This window comes from Streptomyces sp. KMM 9044, from assembly GCF_024701375.2.
GTDB lineage: Bacteria > Actinomycetota > Actinomycetes > Streptomycetales > Streptomycetaceae > Streptomyces.
This window is the reverse complement of the sequence record NZ_CP113910.1, coordinates 4859654-4877718: the sequence shown is the minus strand read 5'-3', so window position 1 is coordinate 4877718 and position 18065 is coordinate 4859654. Positions and strand designations below refer to the sequence as shown.

Annotated in this window: 12 protein-coding genes and 3 pseudogenes; 9 read left to right on the top strand and 6 right to left on the bottom strand. The window is 71.9% G+C overall.

Annotation, left to right across the window (positions count from 1 at the left end):
* Positions 1-48: 48 nt before the first annotated feature.
* The 3 genes and pseudogenes from HUV60_RS21940 to HUV60_RS21930 form a co-directional block, all read right to left on the bottom strand.
* Positions 49-978 (bottom strand): ABC transporter permease, encoded by a 930-nt coding sequence (locus HUV60_RS21940; RefSeq protein WP_257848942.1) that lies wholly within the window; start codon positions 976-978, stop codon positions 49-51.
* Positions 975-3629 carry an alpha/beta fold hydrolase gene (locus HUV60_RS21935; RefSeq protein WP_257848941.1) on the bottom strand — a complete coding sequence of 885 codons (2655 nt, stop codon included), beginning with the start codon at positions 3627-3629 and terminating at the stop codon, positions 975-977. Before HUV60_RS21935 ends, HUV60_RS21940 begins: the two co-directional genes overlap by 4 nt.
* A 158-nt stretch (positions 3630-3787) precedes the next feature.
* A pseudogene (locus tag HUV60_RS21930) lies at positions 3788-3883 on the bottom strand (5-deoxy-glucuronate isomerase); the annotation flags it as partial.
* Between the two features lie 584 nt (positions 3884-4467).
* Between HUV60_RS21930 and HUV60_RS21925 the strand changes: the two are divergent.
* On the top strand, positions 4468-4707 hold the full coding sequence (locus tag HUV60_RS21925; RefSeq protein ID WP_257848940.1) for a heavy-metal-associated domain-containing protein: 240 nt from the start codon (positions 4468-4470) through the stop codon (positions 4705-4707).
* A gap of 725 nt (positions 4708-5432) precedes the next feature.
* On the opposite strand, the gene HUV60_RS21920 is transcribed toward HUV60_RS21925, so the two are convergent.
* Both HUV60_RS21920 and recD2 read right to left on the bottom strand, forming a co-directional pair.
* Positions 5433-6722, bottom strand: a complete 1290-nt coding sequence (locus tag HUV60_RS21920; RefSeq protein WP_257848939.1) for a citrate synthase — start codon at positions 6720-6722, stop codon at positions 5433-5435.
* 243 nt (positions 6723-6965) lie between these two features.
* Positions 6966-9218 carry an SF1B family DNA helicase RecD2 gene (gene recD2, locus HUV60_RS21915; protein WP_257848938.1) on the bottom strand — a complete coding sequence of 751 codons (2253 nt, stop codon included), beginning with the start codon at positions 9216-9218 and terminating at the stop codon, positions 6966-6968.
* A gap of 38 nt (positions 9219-9256) precedes the next feature.
* Here recD2 and HUV60_RS21910 point away from each other — a divergent pair.
* The 3 genes and pseudogenes from HUV60_RS21910 to rbsD all read left to right on the top strand — a co-directional run.
* Positions 9257-9493, top strand: a pseudogene (locus HUV60_RS21910) (substrate-binding domain-containing protein); the annotation flags it as partial.
* Between the two features lie 178 nt (positions 9494-9671).
* A complete protein-coding gene (gene rbsK, locus HUV60_RS21905) occupies positions 9672-10577 on the top strand; it encodes a ribokinase (protein ID WP_257848937.1) in 906 nt (301 codons plus the stop codon).
* Positions 10574-10963, top strand: a complete 390-nt coding sequence (gene rbsD / locus HUV60_RS21900; protein ID WP_257848936.1) for a D-ribose pyranase — start codon at positions 10574-10576, stop codon at positions 10961-10963. Before rbsK ends, rbsD begins: the two co-directional genes overlap by 4 nt.
* A 92-nt stretch (positions 10964-11055) precedes the next feature.
* Here the strand turns inward: rbsD and HUV60_RS21895 are convergent, their stop codons facing one another.
* Positions 11056-11751 (bottom strand): DUF7691 family protein, encoded by a 696-nt coding sequence (locus HUV60_RS21895; RefSeq protein ID WP_257848935.1) that lies wholly within the window; start codon positions 11749-11751, stop codon positions 11056-11058.
* 340 nt (positions 11752-12091) lie between these two features.
* Here HUV60_RS21895 and HUV60_RS21890 point away from each other — a divergent pair.
* The 5 genes and pseudogenes from HUV60_RS21890 to hisC form a co-directional block, all read left to right on the top strand.
* A pseudogene (locus tag HUV60_RS21890) lies at positions 12092-12625 on the top strand (DUF6177 family protein); the annotation flags it as partial.
* Positions 12610-12843 (top strand): DUF6177 family protein, encoded by a 234-nt coding sequence (locus tag HUV60_RS21885; protein WP_257850201.1) that lies wholly within the window; start codon positions 12610-12612, stop codon positions 12841-12843. The pseudogene HUV60_RS21890 and the gene HUV60_RS21885, both read left to right, overlap by 16 nt.
* A gap of 686 nt (positions 12844-13529) precedes the next feature.
* Complete coding sequence (locus HUV60_RS21880) at positions 13530-15491, top strand: FAD/NAD(P)-binding protein (protein ID WP_257848934.1); 1962 nt, start codon at positions 13530-13532, stop codon at positions 15489-15491.
* A complete protein-coding gene (gene pcaB / locus HUV60_RS21875; protein WP_257848933.1) occupies positions 15488-16930 on the top strand; it encodes a 3-carboxy-cis,cis-muconate cycloisomerase in 1443 nt (480 codons plus the stop codon). The genes HUV60_RS21880 and pcaB overlap by 4 nt, the downstream gene beginning before the upstream one ends.
* Before the next feature lie 47 nt (positions 16931-16977).
* Positions 16978-18054 carry a histidinol-phosphate transaminase gene (gene hisC / locus HUV60_RS21870; protein ID WP_269441219.1) on the top strand — a complete coding sequence of 359 codons (1077 nt, stop codon included), beginning with the start codon at positions 16978-16980 and terminating at the stop codon, positions 18052-18054.
* Positions 18055-18065 lie beyond the last annotated feature (11 nt).

Genomic DNA, 18065 nt, shown 5'->3' with positions numbered 1-18065 from the left:
CGCGCCCGCCGAGACCGGTGGGTGATCCTCCGGTGACCTGAGCCGGACCTAGGAGACCACGTCCTTGCGGGCGAAGCCGCGGAAGGCCAGCGCGAACAGGACGAGCGCGTAGGCCACCGAGACCGCGGTGCCCTGGATCATGCCGGACCACTGCGGGGTCGGCTGGACGGCGTCGGCCCAGGCGTACTGCCAGTGTGCGGGCAGGAAGTGGCGCCAGTCGCCGAGGGCGGTCACTTGGTCCAGGACGTTGCCGACGATGGTCAGGCCGACCGCGCCGCCGACCGCGCCCAGCGGGGCGTCGGTGCGCGTCGACAGCCAGAACGCGAGCCCGGCGGTGACCAGCTGGGACACGAAGACGTACGCCACGACCACCACGAGCCGCTGGGCCGCCGTGGCGGGGTCCAGCGAACCGCCGGTGGGGATCTGCAGCGGGCCCCAGCCGTAGGCGGCCGTGCCGACGAGCAGCGCGACCACCGGCAGCAGCACCATCGCGGCGAGGCTGAGTCCGAGGCCGACGACGAGCTTGGACCACAGCAGCCGCATCCGCGGCACCGGGGCGGCGAGCAGATAGCGCAGCGAGGACCAGCCGGCCTCCGAGGCGACCGTGTCCCCGCAGAACAGGGCGACGGGGATGACCAGGAGGAAGCCCGCGGAGACGAACAGGTTCACGGCGGCGAAGTTGGCGCCGGACGCGGTGGCCGTGTCCATCAGGGTGACCCGGCCCTCTCGGCCCTCCGGCTCGCCGCCGACGGCGAAGGCGACGGCCAGCACGAACGGCAGGGCGGCAAGGATCGCGCCCATGACGATCGTGCGGCGGCGCTTGAGCTGCCGCACGAGTTCGACGCGCAGCGGCAGCGTGCGGCCCGCACGGTAGCCGTCGGCGGCCTCCGCCGGTTTCGCCGGGTTGCCGGCCGCCTGCCCCGTTCCGGCGGGCCCGGCGGGCCCGGCGGGCCCGGTCCGTTCGTCGAGCGCGCTCATGCGGAACCTCCGATCATCGTGAGGAAGGCGTCTTCGAGGCGGCGGTTCGGTCCCACCGACTCCACCGGCACTTCCAGCCGCACCAGTTCGGCGACCAGGCGCGGGGCGGTGCCGTCGGCGTCGAGGCGGACCAGCAGCCCGTCGTCGGTGGGGACCGCCGAGGCGACGCCCGGCAGGGCGGCCACCTTCCCGGCGAGCGGCTCGTCCACGGGGGACCCGGTGCCGACGAGCAGGGTGTCGCCGGAGCCGATGATCTCCTGCACCGGCCCGGCCCGGACCAGCCGGCCGCGGTCCATGACGACGAGGTGGGTGCAGGACTGCTCGACCTCGGAGAGCAGATGGCTGGAGACGATCACGGTGCGTCCTGCGGCCGCGTACCGGATCATCACCTCGCGCATCTCGCGGATCTGGGGCGGGTCGAGGCCGTTGGTCGGTTCGTCCAGGATGAGCAGGTCCGGCAGGCCGAGCATGGCCTGGGCGAGGGCGAGCCGCTGGCGCATCCCCTGGGAGTAGGTGCGCACGGCGCGGGCGAGGGCGTCGCCGAGGCCCGCGATCTCCAGGGCCTCCTCCATGTGGGAGTCCTCCGCCGGGCGGCCGGTGGCCTGCCAGTACAGTTCCAGGTTCTCCCGGCCGGACAGGTGCGGGAGGAAGCCCGCGCCCTCGACGAAGGCGCCGACCCGGGAGAGCACCGGCGCGCCGGGCCGGATGGCGTGACCGAAGACGCGGATCTCACCGCCGTCGGGCTTGATCAGCCCCATCAGCATGCGCAGGGTGGTGGTCTTGCCCGCGCCGTTCGGCCCGAGCAGGCCGAGGACCTGACCCTTCTCCACTCGGAACGACAGGTCCCGTACGGCGTACCGGTCGGCGGAACGGGCGTAGCGCTTGCCGAGGCCGGTGATCTGCAGCGGTACGCCGGTGAGTTCGGGATCGGGGGGCGTGGCTGTCGTGCGGCGGCGGCCGGTCAGCACCAGGGCGAGGGCGGCGAGGGCCGAGGCGAGCGGGAGCCACCACACCCAGGAGGGCAGCGGGGCCGCCGCGGTGTCCACCTCGGGCGCGGTGGGCACGGTGAGGTCGCTCTTCAGCGAGACCGTGTACGTGGCCGGGGCGGCCGGGGAGGCGTAGCCGAGGTCGGTGGAGGCGAGGACCAGTCGCAGGCGGTGGCCCTGCCGGACCTCGTGGTCGACGGCCGGGAACGTGACGGTGACGTCCTTGCCCGCCTCGGCGTCCTCCACCCTGACCGGTGCGACCAGTTGGGAGGGCAGCACCTGCTGCCGGCCGTCCGGGCCGACGTCGTACACCTTGCCGAAGAGGACGGCGTCGTCGCTGGTCGACTTCACGTGGACGGTGGCGGTCGGCGAGCCGGTGATCCGCAGGTCCTCGATGACCGGGGCGGACTCGAAGCGTGCGTGCTGACCGGGGAAGTCCAGGGAGACGCCGACGCCGAGGGACGACAGCGGGGAGAGGCCGCCGACGCCGCCGAGGCCGGGCAGGGCGGAGACGGCGGGCGGGCTGGCGCCGGCCGGGTTGGCGAAGCTCTGCTCGCGTCCGGTGAGCGGGAAGGCCTTCCCGCCGCCGGTCAGGCCCGGGTAGCGGTCCGCGCTCGCGCCGCTCAGTACGGCCCGCCCGTCGGTGGAGTCGACGCCCCCGGTGCGGCTGACGCGGAAGGCGGGGCCGGTGTCGGCGCCCTCGTCGCCCTTCAGGTAGCGGTCGAACCAGGCCCGGGTCCGGGCGCGGAGGCGCTCCCCCTCCGGGTCGCCGCCGTCGTGCCCGCCGGCGGTCCAGTCGACGTCGACCGGGGCGCCGTTCGCGCGGATCGCCTGCGCGGCGGCGTCGGCGTGGCCGAGCGGGAACAGCGAGTCGGACTGGCCCTGCATCAGCAGGGTCGGCACGTCGATGCGGTCGGCGACCGCGGACGGGGACCGCTCCTTCAGGAGCTCGACGGCCCGGGCGTCCGGGATGCCGGACTCGGCGACCCGCTCGTACATCCGGCACAGCTCGGGCTCGAACTTCTCGCACCCGCCGCCGGAGTTGACGAAGATGCCCGCCCACAGCCTCTTGAACACGCCGTCCGGGAACAGCGCTTCGGAGAGGTCGAAGTAGGTGATCGCGGGGGCGATGGCGTCCACCCGGTCGTCGTGCCCGGCGGTGAGCAGCGCGATGGCGCCGCCGTAGGAGCCGCCGGCCATGCCGAGGCGCGGGTCGCCGTCCCCGTCCAGCTCGACCTCGGGCTGCTCGGCGAGCCAGTCGATGAGCCGGGAGACGTCGGCGACCTCGCCGTCCGGGTCGTTCAGCCCGATCCTCCCGGTGGACTCGCCGAAGCTGCGCGCGGACCAGGTGAGCACCGCGTATCCCTCGCGCGCGAGCTCCTCGGCCTGCTGCCGCACGTCGCCCTTGCTGCCGCCGAAGCCGTGCCCGAGCAGGACGGCGGGACGGCGGCCGGCCGGGCCGGCGGTGAAGTACGAGGTGTCGATGCGCACCTCGTCGGCCACCGTCATGACGCGGTCGGCCCGGTCCACCGGGGGCACGTCGTCGGAGGCGACGGCGGTCCAGGTGCCGGCCCCGGTGAGCACGACGACGGCGGCCACGGCGGCGACAGTCCGTCGCGGACGCCATGACCTGGGCCATCGCAGTCCGGGCAGTCGAAGATCCATGCGTCAACGGTACGGGGTCGGCCTGTGGGCCCGATGCCGACCGCAGACCGACCTCGCCACCTCCTCCAGGCGTACGCACCCGCTGTCCCGTACCGCGTCCGTGGTACGCGCACACGCCGCGAACGCCCCGGGAGCACCCATATCGGCGGCGGACGGGAAACCTCCGGCGCGGGGCCGTGGCGGGCGGGGAGTCGTCGCACGCACTTCGCTCCTGCCAAAGCGAAGCCGCCGCCCGCGCCGGAGGCGATCGGTACCGGGGCTGCCAGGGGCGCCCCGGGGTACGGAGGCCGGCGGCGGCGTTCGTGGCTCGTCGTTGTCGTCCCCGCACGGCTCTCCCCCGGTTTCTAGTCGTGCAGGTGAAGCCCTGTCAATGTTTTGTCCGGACATTCGGACGAGATCTTGACTGTACGCCCCCGGAACGGGCACTCACGCACCCGGCATGGACGGGTGGCGCCTGCGAAGTCCGTCGGCGGGGCAGGTCAATTCGCCCCGCCGATGGACCACTACGCACCTTTACGCCACTTACGCCACAGACGCCCCTCTCGTGCCACGCATGCCCCCCGTACGCGGCTCTTCCGTCACGCCCGGCACGCCACGGGGCTCCGCACCCGCAGGGCGCCGTTCCCCGGGCAGAACGTCCACGAGGGCGGACTGGAACCGATCCTCGCCCAGGAGGGCGCCGGGCGTGAGGCCCCCACCCAGGCGCCGGAGGACGTCCCGTTCCGCCGCCTCGGCCCGCCGGTCGCGGATTAATACCCCCTAGGGGTATAGTCTGGGCGTGGAGGCCCCGGCCCCCGTGGACCCCTCGACCCCATACGCCTCAGCGAGGAGCAACGACATGACCGCCCAGACCGGCACCCAGGGATCCGTCACCGCCGTCTACCAGGTGAACGGCATGAGCTGCGGCCACTGCGAAGGCGCCGTCTCCGGCGAGATCTCCGAGATCCCCGGGGTCGACTCGGTGAAGGCCGCCGCCGCCACCGGCGAGGTCACCGTCGTCTCCACCGCCCCGCTCGACGAGGAGGCCGTCCGCGCCGCCGTCGACGAGGCCGGCTTCGAGCTCGTCGGCCCCGCCTGAGGCCGTCGCGGGCAGCGCGCCGGGAACGCCGCCACGCCCCTCTCCGGCTCCGTCGCCTCCCACAGCCTGCGACTGCGTTCGTTTCATTGAGGTCTCAGCTGACCTCACCCCCTGGAGTCCGGTACGACATTTCACATAAGCTCTTCACAAGACTCGCGCATCTTCCTTACACTTGGGGCGCATCGGCAATTCAGGGCCCTTGCGCACCTAACAGGCACATGCAAGAGACGCAGATCACAGTGACGTGAACGTAGCCATCGAAGGGGTTCGAAGGTCTAAGTTGGCGATGTCGGGAAGCGTCTTGGGGGGCGCGACCCGGCATCTGGGAATGTCTTGGGGGACTTTCCCGGAGCTGCGTTGCCGGGGCACGTACATCGGAGAGCTTTGAGCGGCCCTCCCGACGGTGCGCGTCCCGGCAGACCGCACGAGTGCCGTGAGCTCCGCTCACCGTGCTCGCCCGACAGCGATTCAGGCGCTGATCTTCACAGACGCCCGGCCGGATCCCGTGGGGGGAATCCGCACCGGGACACGGGAAGGCGCTCTGACGTCGGCCCGTGGGGGGACCGGCGCAGGGCGCCTTCTCCTTTTCGACGAGGCACGCGCCGGCACACCGGCCGGCCCCGGCCCGGCCGGCCGAAGACGAACCGACGACGGATGGCACGCCCCTCGGGATGAGGTGGGCGTGCCATCCGTCGTGGTACCCGTGTCGCGGCTCGCGTGTTCGGTCAGCGTTCCTCGACCGGAATGAAGTCGCGCTCCACCACGCCCGTGTAGATCTGGCGCGGGCGGCCGATGCGGGATCCCGGCTCCTTGATCATCTCGTGCCACTGGGCGATCCAGCCCGGCAGGCGGCCGAGGGCGAACAGGACCGTGAACATCTCGGTCGGGAAGCCCATGGCCCGGTAGATCAGGCCGGTGTAGAAGTCCACGTTCGGGTAGAGGCTGCGCGAGACGAAGTAGTCGTCGGAGAGCGCGTGCTCCTCCAGCTTGAGCGCGATGTCCAGCAACTCGTCGGACTTGCCGAGGGCGGACAGCACGTCGTGCGCGGCGGCCTTGATGATCTTGGCGCGCGGGTCGAAGTTCTTGTAGACCCGGTGGCCGAAGCCCATCAGGCGGACGCCGTCCTCCTTGTTCTTCACCTTGCGGATGAAGGAGTCGACGTCGCCGCCCTCGGCCTGGATGCCCTCGAGCATCTCCAGCACCGACTGGTTGGCGCCACCGTGCAGCGGGCCCCACAGGGCGGAGATGCCGGCGGAGATCGAGGCGAACATGTTCGCCTGCGAGGAGCCCACCAGGCGCACCGTGGAGGTCGAGCAGTTCTGCTCGTGGTCCGCGTGCAGGATGAGCAGCTTGTCCAGGGCCGAGACGACGACCGGGTCGAGGTCGTACTCCTGGGCCGGCACGGAGAACGTCATGCGCAGGAAGTTCTCGACGTAGCCGAGGTCGTTGCGCGGGTAGACGAACGGGTGACCGATCGACTTCTTGTACGCGTAGGCCGCGATCGTCGGAAGCTTGGCGAGCAGCCGGATCGTGGAGAGGTTGCGCTGACGCTCGTCGAACGGGTTGTGGCTGTCCTGGTAGAACGTCGACAGCGCCGAGACGACCGACGACAGCATGGCCATCGGATGGGCGTCGCGCGGGAAGCCGCGGTAGAAGTTCTTGACGTCCTCGTGCAGCAGGGTGTGCTGCGTGATCTCGGTCTGGAACCCGGTGAGCTCGTCGACGGTCGGCAGCTCGCCGTTGATCAGCAGGTAGGCGACCTCCAGGAAGGAGGAGCGCTCGGCCAGCTGCTCGATGGGGTACCCGCGGTAACGGAGGATGCCTCCCTCGCCGTCCAGGTACGTGATCGCGGATTTGTATGCGGCGGTGTTGCCGTAGCCGCTGTCCAGCGTCACCAGGCCGGTGTTGGCACGGAGCTTCCCGATGTCGAAGCCCTTGTCACCGACCGTGCTGTCGACCACCGGGTAGGTGTACTCGCCGTCGCCGTACCGCAGTACTACAGAGTTGTCGCTCACGTCTTCCCTCACCGACGTAGTGCCTCATCTTCGAGGTGCCCTGACTGTCTCTACCATCCCCCACTTGGCTCAGGAGAGTGCACTCGGGGTCGACCATCGGGCCTATCGGCGGCACTGAGTGCCGCCAACTTGCTCATCCTGCCTCTTGCGTTCCCCTTCCGGAAGGCCTCTGTGACGTTCCCGACTCGTTTGATCGATCATTTTTCTTCCGGGGCGGGGACGAAGGGCCGCGACAACGACGGTTCAGGCGCCCGCGAGCCGGAAGTCGAGCGCCGTACAGCGCCTGCCGGCCGAGACCGTGCGCACCGCCTGTCCGATCGCCCTGCGGGAGCCGACGAGGACGACCAGCCGTTTGGCGCGGGTGACCGCCGTGTAGAGCAGGTTGCGCTGCAGCATCATCCAGGCCCCCGTGGTCACCGGGATGACGACGGCCGGGTACTCGCTGCCCTGGGAGCGGTGGATGGTCACCGCGTAGGCGTGGGCCAGCTCGTCCAGCTCGTCGAACTCGTACGGCACCTCCTCGTCCTCGTCCGTCAGCACCGTCAGCCGCTGGTCGACCGGGTCGAGTGAGGTGACCACGCCGACGGTGCCGTTGAAGACCCCGTTCTCACCCTTCTCGTAGTTGTTGCGGATCTGGGTGACCTTGTCGCCGACGCGGAAGACCCGGCCGCCGAACCGCTTCTCGGGCAGGTCGGGGCGGCCCGGGGTGACGGCCTGCTGGAGCAGACCGTTCAGCGTGCCGGCGCCGGCCGGGCCGCGGTGCATGGGGGCCAGGACCTGGACGTCACGGCGCGGGTCGAGCCCGAACTTCGCCGGGATGCGCCGGGCCGCCACGTCCACGGTGAGCCGGCCCGCCTCCTCCGTGTCGTCCTCGACGAAGAGGAAGAAGTCCTTCATGCCGTCGGTGAGCGGGTGCTGTCCGGCGTTGATCCGGTGCGCGTTGGTCACCACGCCCGACTGCTGGGCCTGGCGGAAGACGCGGGTGAGGCGGACGGCGGGGACGGGACTTCCGTCGGCCAGCAGGTCCCGGAGTACTTCGCCCGCGCCGACACTGGGCAACTGGTCGACGTCGCCGACGAAGAGGAGGTGGGCGCCGGGGGCCACGGCCTTGACCAGCTTGTTGGCCAGGAGCAGGTCCAGCATGGACGCCTCGTCGACCACCACCAGGTCGGCGTCCAGCGGACGGTCCCGGTCGTAGGCCGCGTCGCCCCCGGGCTTGAGCTCCAGCAGGCGGTGGACGGTGGAGGCCTCGGCGCCGGTCAGCTCGGCCAGGCGCTTGGCGGCACGGCCGGTCGGGGCCGCGAGCACCACCTTGGCCTTCCTGGCGCGGGCCAGCTCCACGATCGAGCGGACGGTGAAGGACTTGCCGCAGCCGGGGCCGCCGGTGAGGACCGCGACCTTCTCGGTGAGTGCCAGCTTCACGGCGGCCTCCTGCTCGGGAGCGAGGTCGGCCCCGGTTCGCCCCTTCAGCCAGGTCAGCGCCTTGTCCCAGGCCACGTCCCGGAAGCCCGGCATCCGGTCCTCCCCGGTGCGCAGGAGGCGCAGCAGCTGGGCGGAGAGGGCCAGTTCGGCACGGTGGAAGGGGACGAGATAGACGGCGGTGACCGGGTCGCCGCCCTCCGGATCGGGGATCTTCTCCCGCACGACTCCGGGGTCCTCGCCCTCCTCCGGCTCGGCGGCCAGCTCGGCGAGGCACTCGATGACGAGCCCGGTGTCCACCTGGAGCAGCTTCACCGCGTCGGCGATCAGCTTCTCCTCGGGCAGATAGCAGTGGCCCTGGTCGGTGGCCTGCGACAGCGCGTACTGCAGGCCCGCCTTGGCCCTGTCGGGGCTGTCGTGCGGGATGCCGACGGACTGGGCGATCTTGTCGGCGGTGAGGAAGCCGATGCCCCAGACGTCGGACGCCAGCCGGTACGGCTGGTTCTTCACGACGGAGATCGAGGCGTCCCCGTACTTCTTGTAGATCCGGACCGCGATCGACGTCGACACCTCGACGGTCTGGAGGAAGAGCATGACCTCCTTGATCGCCTTCTGCTCCTCCCAGGCGTCGGCGATCTTCCTGGTCCGCTTGGGCCCGAGGCCGGGAACCTCGATGAGCCGCTTGGGCTCCTCCTCGATGACGGTCAGGGTGTCCAGGCCGAAGTGCTGCGTGATGCGGTCGGCGAAGACCGGCCCGATGCCCTTGACCAGCCCGGAACCGAGGTAGCGCCGGATGCCCTGGACGGTGGCCGGGAGCAGTGTCGTGTAGTTCTCGACGTGGAACTGCTTCCCGTACTGCGGGTGCGACCCCCAGCGGCCCTCCATCCGCAGTGACTCCCCGACCTGCGCACCGAGCAGCGCCCCGACGACCGTGAGCAGGTCGCCGGCGCCTCTGCCGGTGTCGACGCGGGCGACCGTGTAGCCGTTCTCCTCGTTGGAGTACGTGATGCGCTCCAGCACACCTTCGAGAGTGGCGAGACGCCGATCCCCGGGGGCCGCTGCGGACTGGTTGGACATGGTCCGACGGTACCGGTGGGGTGTGACAGGGCGCCGGGGCGTTCGGTTTCAGCGCCGGGAAGTCGGTCCAGGTCGTCGGCTTCGACCGCACGCCGGACGGGCTCAAGACGGTCGAGGAGGGCACGCTGTACGCGTCCGTCGCGCAGCAGCCGCGCGAACTGGGCAGGATCGCGGTGGACAACGCGCTGCGCGCCGCCGAGGGCAGGAAGATCGACGAGACGGTGACGGTTCCGGTGAAGGTGGTCACGAAGGAGAACGTGGCCGGGTTCAGCGGCCGACGCCGACGAGGGATCAGAACCGGGGGCGGTCGGTCGTCACGACCGGCCGCCCCCGGCGACCGTACGACTGCGCGACTGCGCGACCGCGCGACGACCGTATGGCTGTGCGGCTGTGCGGCTGTGCGGCTGTGCGGCGACTGTATGACGACATGACGACCACGTGGGGAGCCCTTCCATGTACGACTACGACCTGCTGGTCGTGGGGTCGGCCAACGCCGACCTGGTGATCGGCGTCGAACGCCGGCCGGACGCCGGGGAGACGGTGCTCGGCTCCGACCTGGTCGTCCACCCGGGCGGCAAGGGCGCCAACCAGGCGGTCGCCGCCGCCCGGCTCGGCGCCCGGACGGCCCTGCTGGCCCGGGTCGGCGACGACGCCCACGGGCGGCTCCTGCTGGACTCGCAGCGGGAGGCCGGGGTCGACACGGTCGGCGTGGTGGCGGGCGGGGCGCCCACCGGCGTCGCGCTGATCACGGTGGACCCGTCCGGGGACAACAGCATCGTCGTCTCGCCGGGCGCCAACGGCCGGCTGACGCCCGACGACGTACGCGCCGCCGGGAGCCTCTTCCACGCCGCCAAGGTGGTCTCCACCCAGTTGGAGATCCCGCTGGAGACGGTGGTGGAGGTGGCGCGTTCGCTGGCGCCGGACAGCAGGCTGGTACTGAACCCGTCACCGCCGCGGCCCCTGCCGGGCGAGGTGCTGGCGGCCTGCGACCCGTTGATCGTCAACGAGCACGAGGCGAAGGTGATCCTCGGCGAGGCGGCCCGTGCCGGTGAGGAGCCCGAGGACTGGGCGCGGCTGCTGCTCGCGAAGGGCCCCCGCTCGGTGGTGGTGACGCTGGGCGGCGAGGGCGCGCTGGTGGCCTCGTCCGACGGGGTCTCCCGCATCCCCTCCGTGAAGGTCCGGGCCGTGGACACCACGGGTGCGGGCGACTCCTTCACCGCCGCGCTGGCCTGGCGGCTGGGCCTGGGCGAGTCCCTGGCCCAGGCGGCGGCCTACGCGGCCCGGGTGGGGGCGGTGACGGTCACCCGGGAGGGCGCGCAGGCGTCCTTCCCGACGGCCGAGGAGGTCGCGGCGCTGTGAGGAAGGGCGGAATCCTGAACCGGCACCTGTGCGGCGCGCTGGCCGGACTGGGCCACACGGACCGGGTGCTGGTGTGCGACGCGGGCATGCCGATCCCGGACGGGCCGCGCGTGGTGGACCTGGCGTTCCGGGCCGGGGTGCCGTCCTTCGCGGAGGTCCTGGAGGGGCTGCTGGCCGAGCTGGTGGTCGAGGGCGCGACGGCCGCCACCGAGATCCGCCGGGCCAACCCCGAGGCCGCGGACCTGCTGGCGGGCCACTTCCCCGCCCTGGACCTGGTCCCGCACGAACGCCTCAAGGAACTGACCGCCGGCGCCCGGCTCGTCGTCCGCACCGGCGAGGCACGGCCGTACGCGAACGTGCTGCTGCGGTGCGGGGTGTTCTTCTGAGGGACGGCCCGCAAGGATCCGTCGGCACTTCCGTGACGCTCGCGCCCTGTCATCGCCCTCGATGGTGATGACGGGTGTCGCCTCTGGATCGGTCATCCGGTGATGGAGAGGAAGAGGGTGTCCTGGGTGTACCAGTCGATGTTCTGCGTCGCGTACTCCCGTTCGTTGTGCTCGGTCTCGAGCTTCTCGACGAGTTCTTGGACGTCGTACCGGAATCCCTCTTCCATGCGGTCCAGTACGGCACGGTAGGCGTCGGCGGCGGCCTTGGCCTTGGCCTTGGCCTTGGCCTTGGCCTTGGCCTTGGCCTTGGCCTTGGCCAACGGAAGTATGCCGATGTGCGGGCCGTCCACGGGGTGGGGGATGGGGAAGGGGATCTCCTTCGGTGGCCCCGAGAACAGGTGCTCGTGCAGCAGCAGATCAGCGCTCACGCCCAGGCGGCGCAGTTCTTCGTCGACGAGGCCGAAGAAGGTGGACGGCTTGGAGTACACGCCCGGCTCGAAGGGATCGGACGCGTTGCAGTCGATGATGTGCTGGAGAGCACGGTGGTAGGCGCCGGCCGCGTACTCCGCGTTCGAACTCGCGTGACCGGCCAGGAGGTGTTCGAGGGCGTCAGGGACCGACAGACCCCAGTCGATGCCCTGGCGGTCGAGTTCCAGCCGGCTTCTCCGCGCCCTGTCGCGCACCCCGCCGAGGATGCGCTGCCGGTCGGACGTGAGGTTTCCGGCGGCTCCGGGGAAGCCCAGGACATCGGCCTTGTCGGCTGTGCTGTACGAGATGATCCGGTTCATGATCCACGCTGCCAGCCGCCACTGACATCCGACTCGGCGGGCAGAGCCGTTCTCAGGAATCCCCCTCGACGCGGAGAAACTTCGAGGGGGCCCGGCACATGGCCGGGCCCCCTCGTTCCCTCCCCCGTCAGAACATCTCGGATCCTCCCGGGTCTCCCCGCAGAAGTCCCGACAGCAAGTACGACCCGCGGGGTGCGGGGAGGGTTGTACGGTCCTCGCGAAAAACTTTCCCGGCCCTCGGCCGGGGCGAGCGCGGGCCACCGGCTCGTCCAGACCGCGCTGGCCGGAACCGGCGAGGAGGGAGCCTCGTGACCAAGAACGTCATCACCCTCACCCGACGATGCCGGACGCCTGGGCCCTGCTGGCCGGCCTGTACGCGGCCGGGCCCGAGGCAGGCGCGACGCTCCCCGCGCACGAGGACACCGTGCTGGGCGAGGCGCTCGAGACGGCCTGGCGCGCGCTCACCGGCTCGGCCCCGGCCGGCTGGGGCACCGCGGAACCCGTCAACCTGCCCTGGTCGCCGCGCCGGCTGACCGATCTGGCCCGTGACCGGGCCCTCGAGCCCACCCACCTGCTCGTGACGGGGCACCCCGGCCGGCCCGCGCTGGCGTGGATCCGGGTGACGCGCACGACCGCCGGGATCGAGCAGGACGTGACACTCACCCTCGGGTACGGGCAGGGCGAGGAACCGCCCCTGGAGGCGATCGGGCCCCTCGCCGAGACCCTCGTCGTGGAACACGGCCTGACGACGATGCTCGCCTCGGTGCGACGCGCCTCCCGCGACCTCACGACGGCGCCCGTGCTCCATGCCCCTCCCGTACCGGTCGCCTTCACCCTGGGCGCGCGCGACGTGCGGGCATCGGCCTCCCCCATGCCCGCCGCCCGCCCGTCGAGGTACGGCCCGTCGCCCTGGGGCCCGCCTCCGAGCCGGCCCTGCACTACCCGCTGGGGGACGGTTCGGAGGCCCTGCGACCCCTCGACGGTTCCGCCCGATTCACACCCTTCCATCACTCTTTACATCCCTCACTTCCCGGAAGTGCGCCTATCCGAGGGATTGGCTGCCTTGTCCGAGGCGGCGGAGCGTTCGCATAGTTGCTGCCAGAGGTTTCAAAGGCAGATTTCCGGCCTGCCGAGCGTCCTTGCCCAACCTTCCACGAATGACAGCGACATCAGATCTTTCCACTGGGGGAAACCGATGGCTCTCCAGGAGTCCGGCCGCAGTCTGCGCGGTATCGCCGCAGCGGCCGATGCTGTCACGCTGAGGGCTTCGGCACGTGGTGCGGAAGCGTGTTCCGTCTGCGCGGACGTGATCCAGAACCTCGTCCCCGGCCCTCTGCGGTAGGTCCGGTTCCAGCACAGGCCGGTGGCTTCGGCCCGTGCGAGGGGCGGCCGGTCGCTTCCCGGGCACCGGCCCGCTCCGTCGGGCACGACGCCGTCGACCGCCCGCCTCCATGGTCGGGCCGGAGTGTGCGCCGGCGTGCCGGCGGTGTCCCGAAGGCGCATCCCGTACCCGGTGCCTTTGTGAGCCGCGGCCCGCAGAGGCGTTTCGGCGAAGGCCGCGACATCGCGGCCGCGCTCCCCCACCCCCCTCTCGGCCTTCCCCTCCCGGTCCGCCGATGCCCTGGCGTTCCCTCGACCTGACCTGCTGATCAGCGGCGTCAGGGCGCGGTCGCCCACGTGCGGCGCCGACCGCTCCGTGCCCGGTGGCCGCACGGCCGTCCCACCGGACCGGTTCCGATCATCCCCTCTCCCCCTCCATCGTCGAGCGGAGAACACTCGTGAAGAGCAGTACCTCAGCCATAGCCCTCGTCGGGGCCGGCCCCCGCGGACTCTCGGTCCTCGAACGCCTGATCGCCCAGGAGCGGAAGTCCCCGTCCACGAGCCACATCACGGTCCACGTCGTCGACCCGTACCCACCGGGACCCGGCCGCGTGTGGCGCACCGACCAGTCCCGAGAACTACTGATGAACACGGTGACCTCCCAGGTCACCGTGTTCGCCGACTCCAGCGTGAACCTGGTGGGACCGGTCGAGGACGGGCCCAGCCTCTATGAATGGGCCCGGGACGTGGCGGCCGGCGCGATCCCCGTTCCCGGAGACGGGGGCGAGGACGCCCTCGGGGAGGCCCGCCGCCTCGGCCCGGACACCTACCCCAGCCGCGCCTTCTACGGGCACTATCTGGGCTGGGTGTTCCGGACGCTGGTCGCGGAGGCGCCGGCGCACCTGGAGGTCCGGGTCCACCAGGAGCTCGCGGTCGCGCTGGACTACGAGTCCGGCGGGCACGACGGACGCCAGAGACTGCTGCTGGCCGACGGCACCCGGTTGTCCGGCCTGGACGCGGTGGTGCTGGCCCAGGGCCATGTACCGGTTCGGGCCACTGCCGAGGAGCGGCGGTTCGGCGCTTTCGCGGCCGAGCACGGCCTGGTGTACCTCGGTCCCGCCAACCCGGCCGACACGGATCACTCCGGGATCGGCCCGGGTGAGAGCGTCGTGCTGCGCGGCCTCGGTCTCAACTTCTTCGACCACATGGCCCTGCTGACCGTCGGGAGGGGCGGCTCGTTCGAGCGGGTGGACGAGCGGCTGGTCTACCACCCCTCCGGGCAGGAGCCACGCGTCCTCGCCGGATCCCGGCGCGGCGTTCCGTACCACGCCCGCGGCGAGAACGAGAAGGGCGCCTACGGCCGGTACCAGCCGAGGCTGCTGACGGCGGAGAAGGCGGACGAGCTGCGTGCGCTGGCCGACGAGGGGGAGTGGATCCGGTTCGGCACCCACCTGTGGCCCCTGATCACCGCGGAGGTGGAGCGCGTGTACTACGCCGCCCTGCTGGCCGACCGGGTCGAAGCGGCCGAACTGGCGGCCTTCACCGACCGCTTCCTGTACACCGGCGACTCGGCGGAGGACAAGGTCCGTCTGCTCGACGCGGTGGGGGTCTCCCCCGCCGAGCGCTGGGACTGGGACCGCATCACCGAGCCGTACGGGGACCAGGAGTTCGCCACGGCGGAGGACTTCCGCACCTGGCTGCTGGCCTACCTGCGCCAGGACGTCGTCGAGGCCAGGGCGGGCAACGTCAGCGGTCCGCTCAAGGCGGCCCTCGACGTGCTACGCGACCTGCGCAACGAAATCCGCCTGGCGGTCGACCACAGTGGGCTGGAGGCGAACTCCCACCGGGACGAGCTGGAGCACTGGTACACCCCGCTCAACGCCTTCCTGTCGATCGGCCCGCCCGTCTCCAGGATCGAGGAACTCCTCGCCCTCGTCGAGGCCGGAACGGTCGAGATCGTCGGCCCCGGCATGACCGTCGAAGCGGTCACGGACGGCGGGGCCGCTTTCGAAGTGCGTTCCCGTCGGATACCGGACCTTCGGCGTCGGGCCGGCGCACTGGTCGAGGCCCGGCTGCCCGAACCGGACCTGCGCCGTACCGACGACCGGCTGATGCGCCACCTGCTGACGACCGGCCAGTACGCGCCCTACCGGATCCCCGGTGAATGCGGCAGGGAGTACGAGACCGGCGCCGTCGCGGTCTCCGGCCGGCCGCACCACCCGCTCGACGCCGAGGGCCGCCCCCATCTGCGCCGGTTCGTGCACGGTGTGCCGACCGAATCGGTGCACTGGGTCACCGCGGCCGGCATCCGGCCGGGCGTCGGCTCGGTCACCGTCGAGGACTCCGACACGATCGCCGCCGCCGTACTGACCCTGCTGGCCGACGACACTCACACGGGTACCGGGGAGGCAGGGGTATGAACGGCTGCGACGCCGACACGGGACTGCTCTCCCCGGTGCGGGCCGGCACACCGGTGGAAGCGGCCACCGGGGACCGGGCGTGGCTCCAGGCGATGCTCGACGCCGAAGCGGCCCTGGCCAGGGCCCAGGCCAGGCTGGGGACGCTGCCCGCGACGGCCGCCACGGCGATCAGCTGCGCCGCGCGCGCCGAACGGCTGGACGCCCGGGCACTGGCTCTGGCCGCCCGGGAGACCGCCAACCCGGTGGTCGGCCTGGTCCAGGCGTTGACCGCCGTCGTCGCCGCCGACGACCCGGCCGCCGCCGAGTACGTCCACCGCGGGTCCACCAGCCAGGACATCCTCGACACCGGGACCATGCTGGTGGTCGCCCGGGTTCTGCCGGTCCTCCTCGCCGACCTGCACCGCACGGCCGACGCCCTGGCCGGCCTCGCCCTGGAGCACCGCGACACTCCGATGGCCGGCCGCACCCTCACCCTGCACGCCGTGCCCACGACCTTCGGTCTCAAGGCGGCGGGCTGGCGCCAGCTGGTGCTGGAGTCCGCCGAACGGCTGCGGCGGATCCTGGTCCACGGACTGCCGGTGGCGCTCGGCGGCGCCGCCGGCACGCTGGCCGGATACCTGGAGTACGCGAAGGTCGACGGCGGCGTCCCCGACCATGGGCTCGGTGACTACCTCGACCGGCTCACCGCGGCCTACGCGGAGGAGACCGGGCTGGCCCGGCCCGTCCTTCCGTGGCACGCGCTGCGTACCCCGATCGCCGACCTGGCCGCCGCGCTGTCCCACACCGCGGCGGCCCTCGGGAAACTCGCCGTGGATGTCCAGGTCCTGGCCCGCACCGAGGTCGGGGAGGCCTCCGAACCCGCCCCGGCCGGCCGTGGGGTCTCGTCCGCCATGCCGCACAAGCGCAATCCCGTGCTGGCGACGCTGATCCGCTCTGCCGCGCTGCAGGTGCCGGTGCTGGCGGCCGGCCTGACCCAGTGCCTGACCACCGAGGACGAGCGGTCCGGGGGTGCATGGCACGCCGAGTGGCTGTTGCTGCGCGAGTGCCTCCGGTTGGCGGGTGGCGCCGCCCACACCGCGGTGGAGCTGGCCGAGGGCCTGACCGTCCGACCGGAACGGATGCGCGCCAACCTTGACCTGACTGGCAGTCAGATTGTCACGGAGCGGATTGCCGCCGTCCTCGCTCCCCGGATCGGCAGGACGACCGCCCGCCAGTGCCTCACCCGGGCTTCCGTCCTGGCCGATCGCGAGGGCCGCCCGCTGGCCGAGATCCTCACCGGGCTGCCCGAGCTGAAGGGTGTGTTCGCCGACGGTGAACTTGTCGGCCTGCTGGACCCCAACGGCTGCACCGGGGCCGCGGGGCTGCTCGTCGACCGTGCCCTCGCCCGGCGGCCGGACGGCGCCGACAGTACAGGTACAGGACCGGCAGCACAGGGCTGACCGCCCCGACGGCCCCGCACCGCCCCACCGAGAAAGGCACGAACCCTGTGACCGAACGTCAGCACGGCCCTCGTCTGCGGCCGAACCTGGATGCCCTTTCCGCCCACCGCCCCGGAAAGCCGGACCACGCCGTCCCCTTCGTCCTGTCCGCCAATGAGAACCCCTACCCGCCGCTGCCCGGCGTCCTGGAGACCGTGGTGGCCGCGGCGGGCGACCTCAACCGCTACCCCGACATGGCCGTCGGCGCGCTCACCACCGAACTCGCGCAGCACTTCGGCGTTCCCGCCGAGCACATCGCCACCGGCCCCGGCTCGGTCGGTGTCGCCCAGTCCCTGGTGCTCTCCACGGCCGGCGAGGGCGACGAGGTCCTGTTCGCCTGGCGCTCGTTCGAGGCGTACCCCGTCATTACCCGGATCTCCGGCGCCACCCCCGTCTTCGTCCCGCTCACCGCCGACGGGTCCCACGACCTCGACGCGATGCTCGCCGCGATCACCGACCGCACCCGGCTGATCTTCGTCTGCAGCCCCAACAACCCGACCGGTGCCGCCCTGCGCCGCGACGAGCTGGCCCGCTTCCTGGACGCCGTCCCCACGCGCGTCCTGATCGTCCTGGACGAGGCGTACCGCGAGTTCGTCCGCGACACGGACGTGCCCGACGGCATCGCGCTGTACCGCGATCGCCCCAACGTCTGTGTACTGCGCACCTTCTCCAAGGCATACGGCCTGGCCGGCCTGCGGGTCGGCTTCGCGATCGCGCCCGAGCCGGTGGCCGCGGCACTGCGCAAGACGGCGGTGCCGTTCGGTGTCAGCCAGCTCGCGCAGGACGCCGCAATCGCCTCGCTGCGCGCCGAGGACGCACTGCTGGAGCGGGTGGAGACGCTGGTCGGCGAGCGCGCCCGGGTCACCGCCGCGCTGCGCGCCCAGGACTGGACGGTCGCCGACTCCGAGGCCAACTTCGTCTGGCTGCGGCTCGACGGGCACACCCTTGACTTCGCCGCCGCCTGCGCCGAGGCCGGCGTAGTGGTCCGCCCGTTCGCGGGCGAGGGCGTACGCGTCTCGATCGGTGAGGCGCGGGGCAACGACCTCTTCCTGGCGACCGCCGAGGCGTTCCGCAAGGGGATCTGAGCACGGCCACG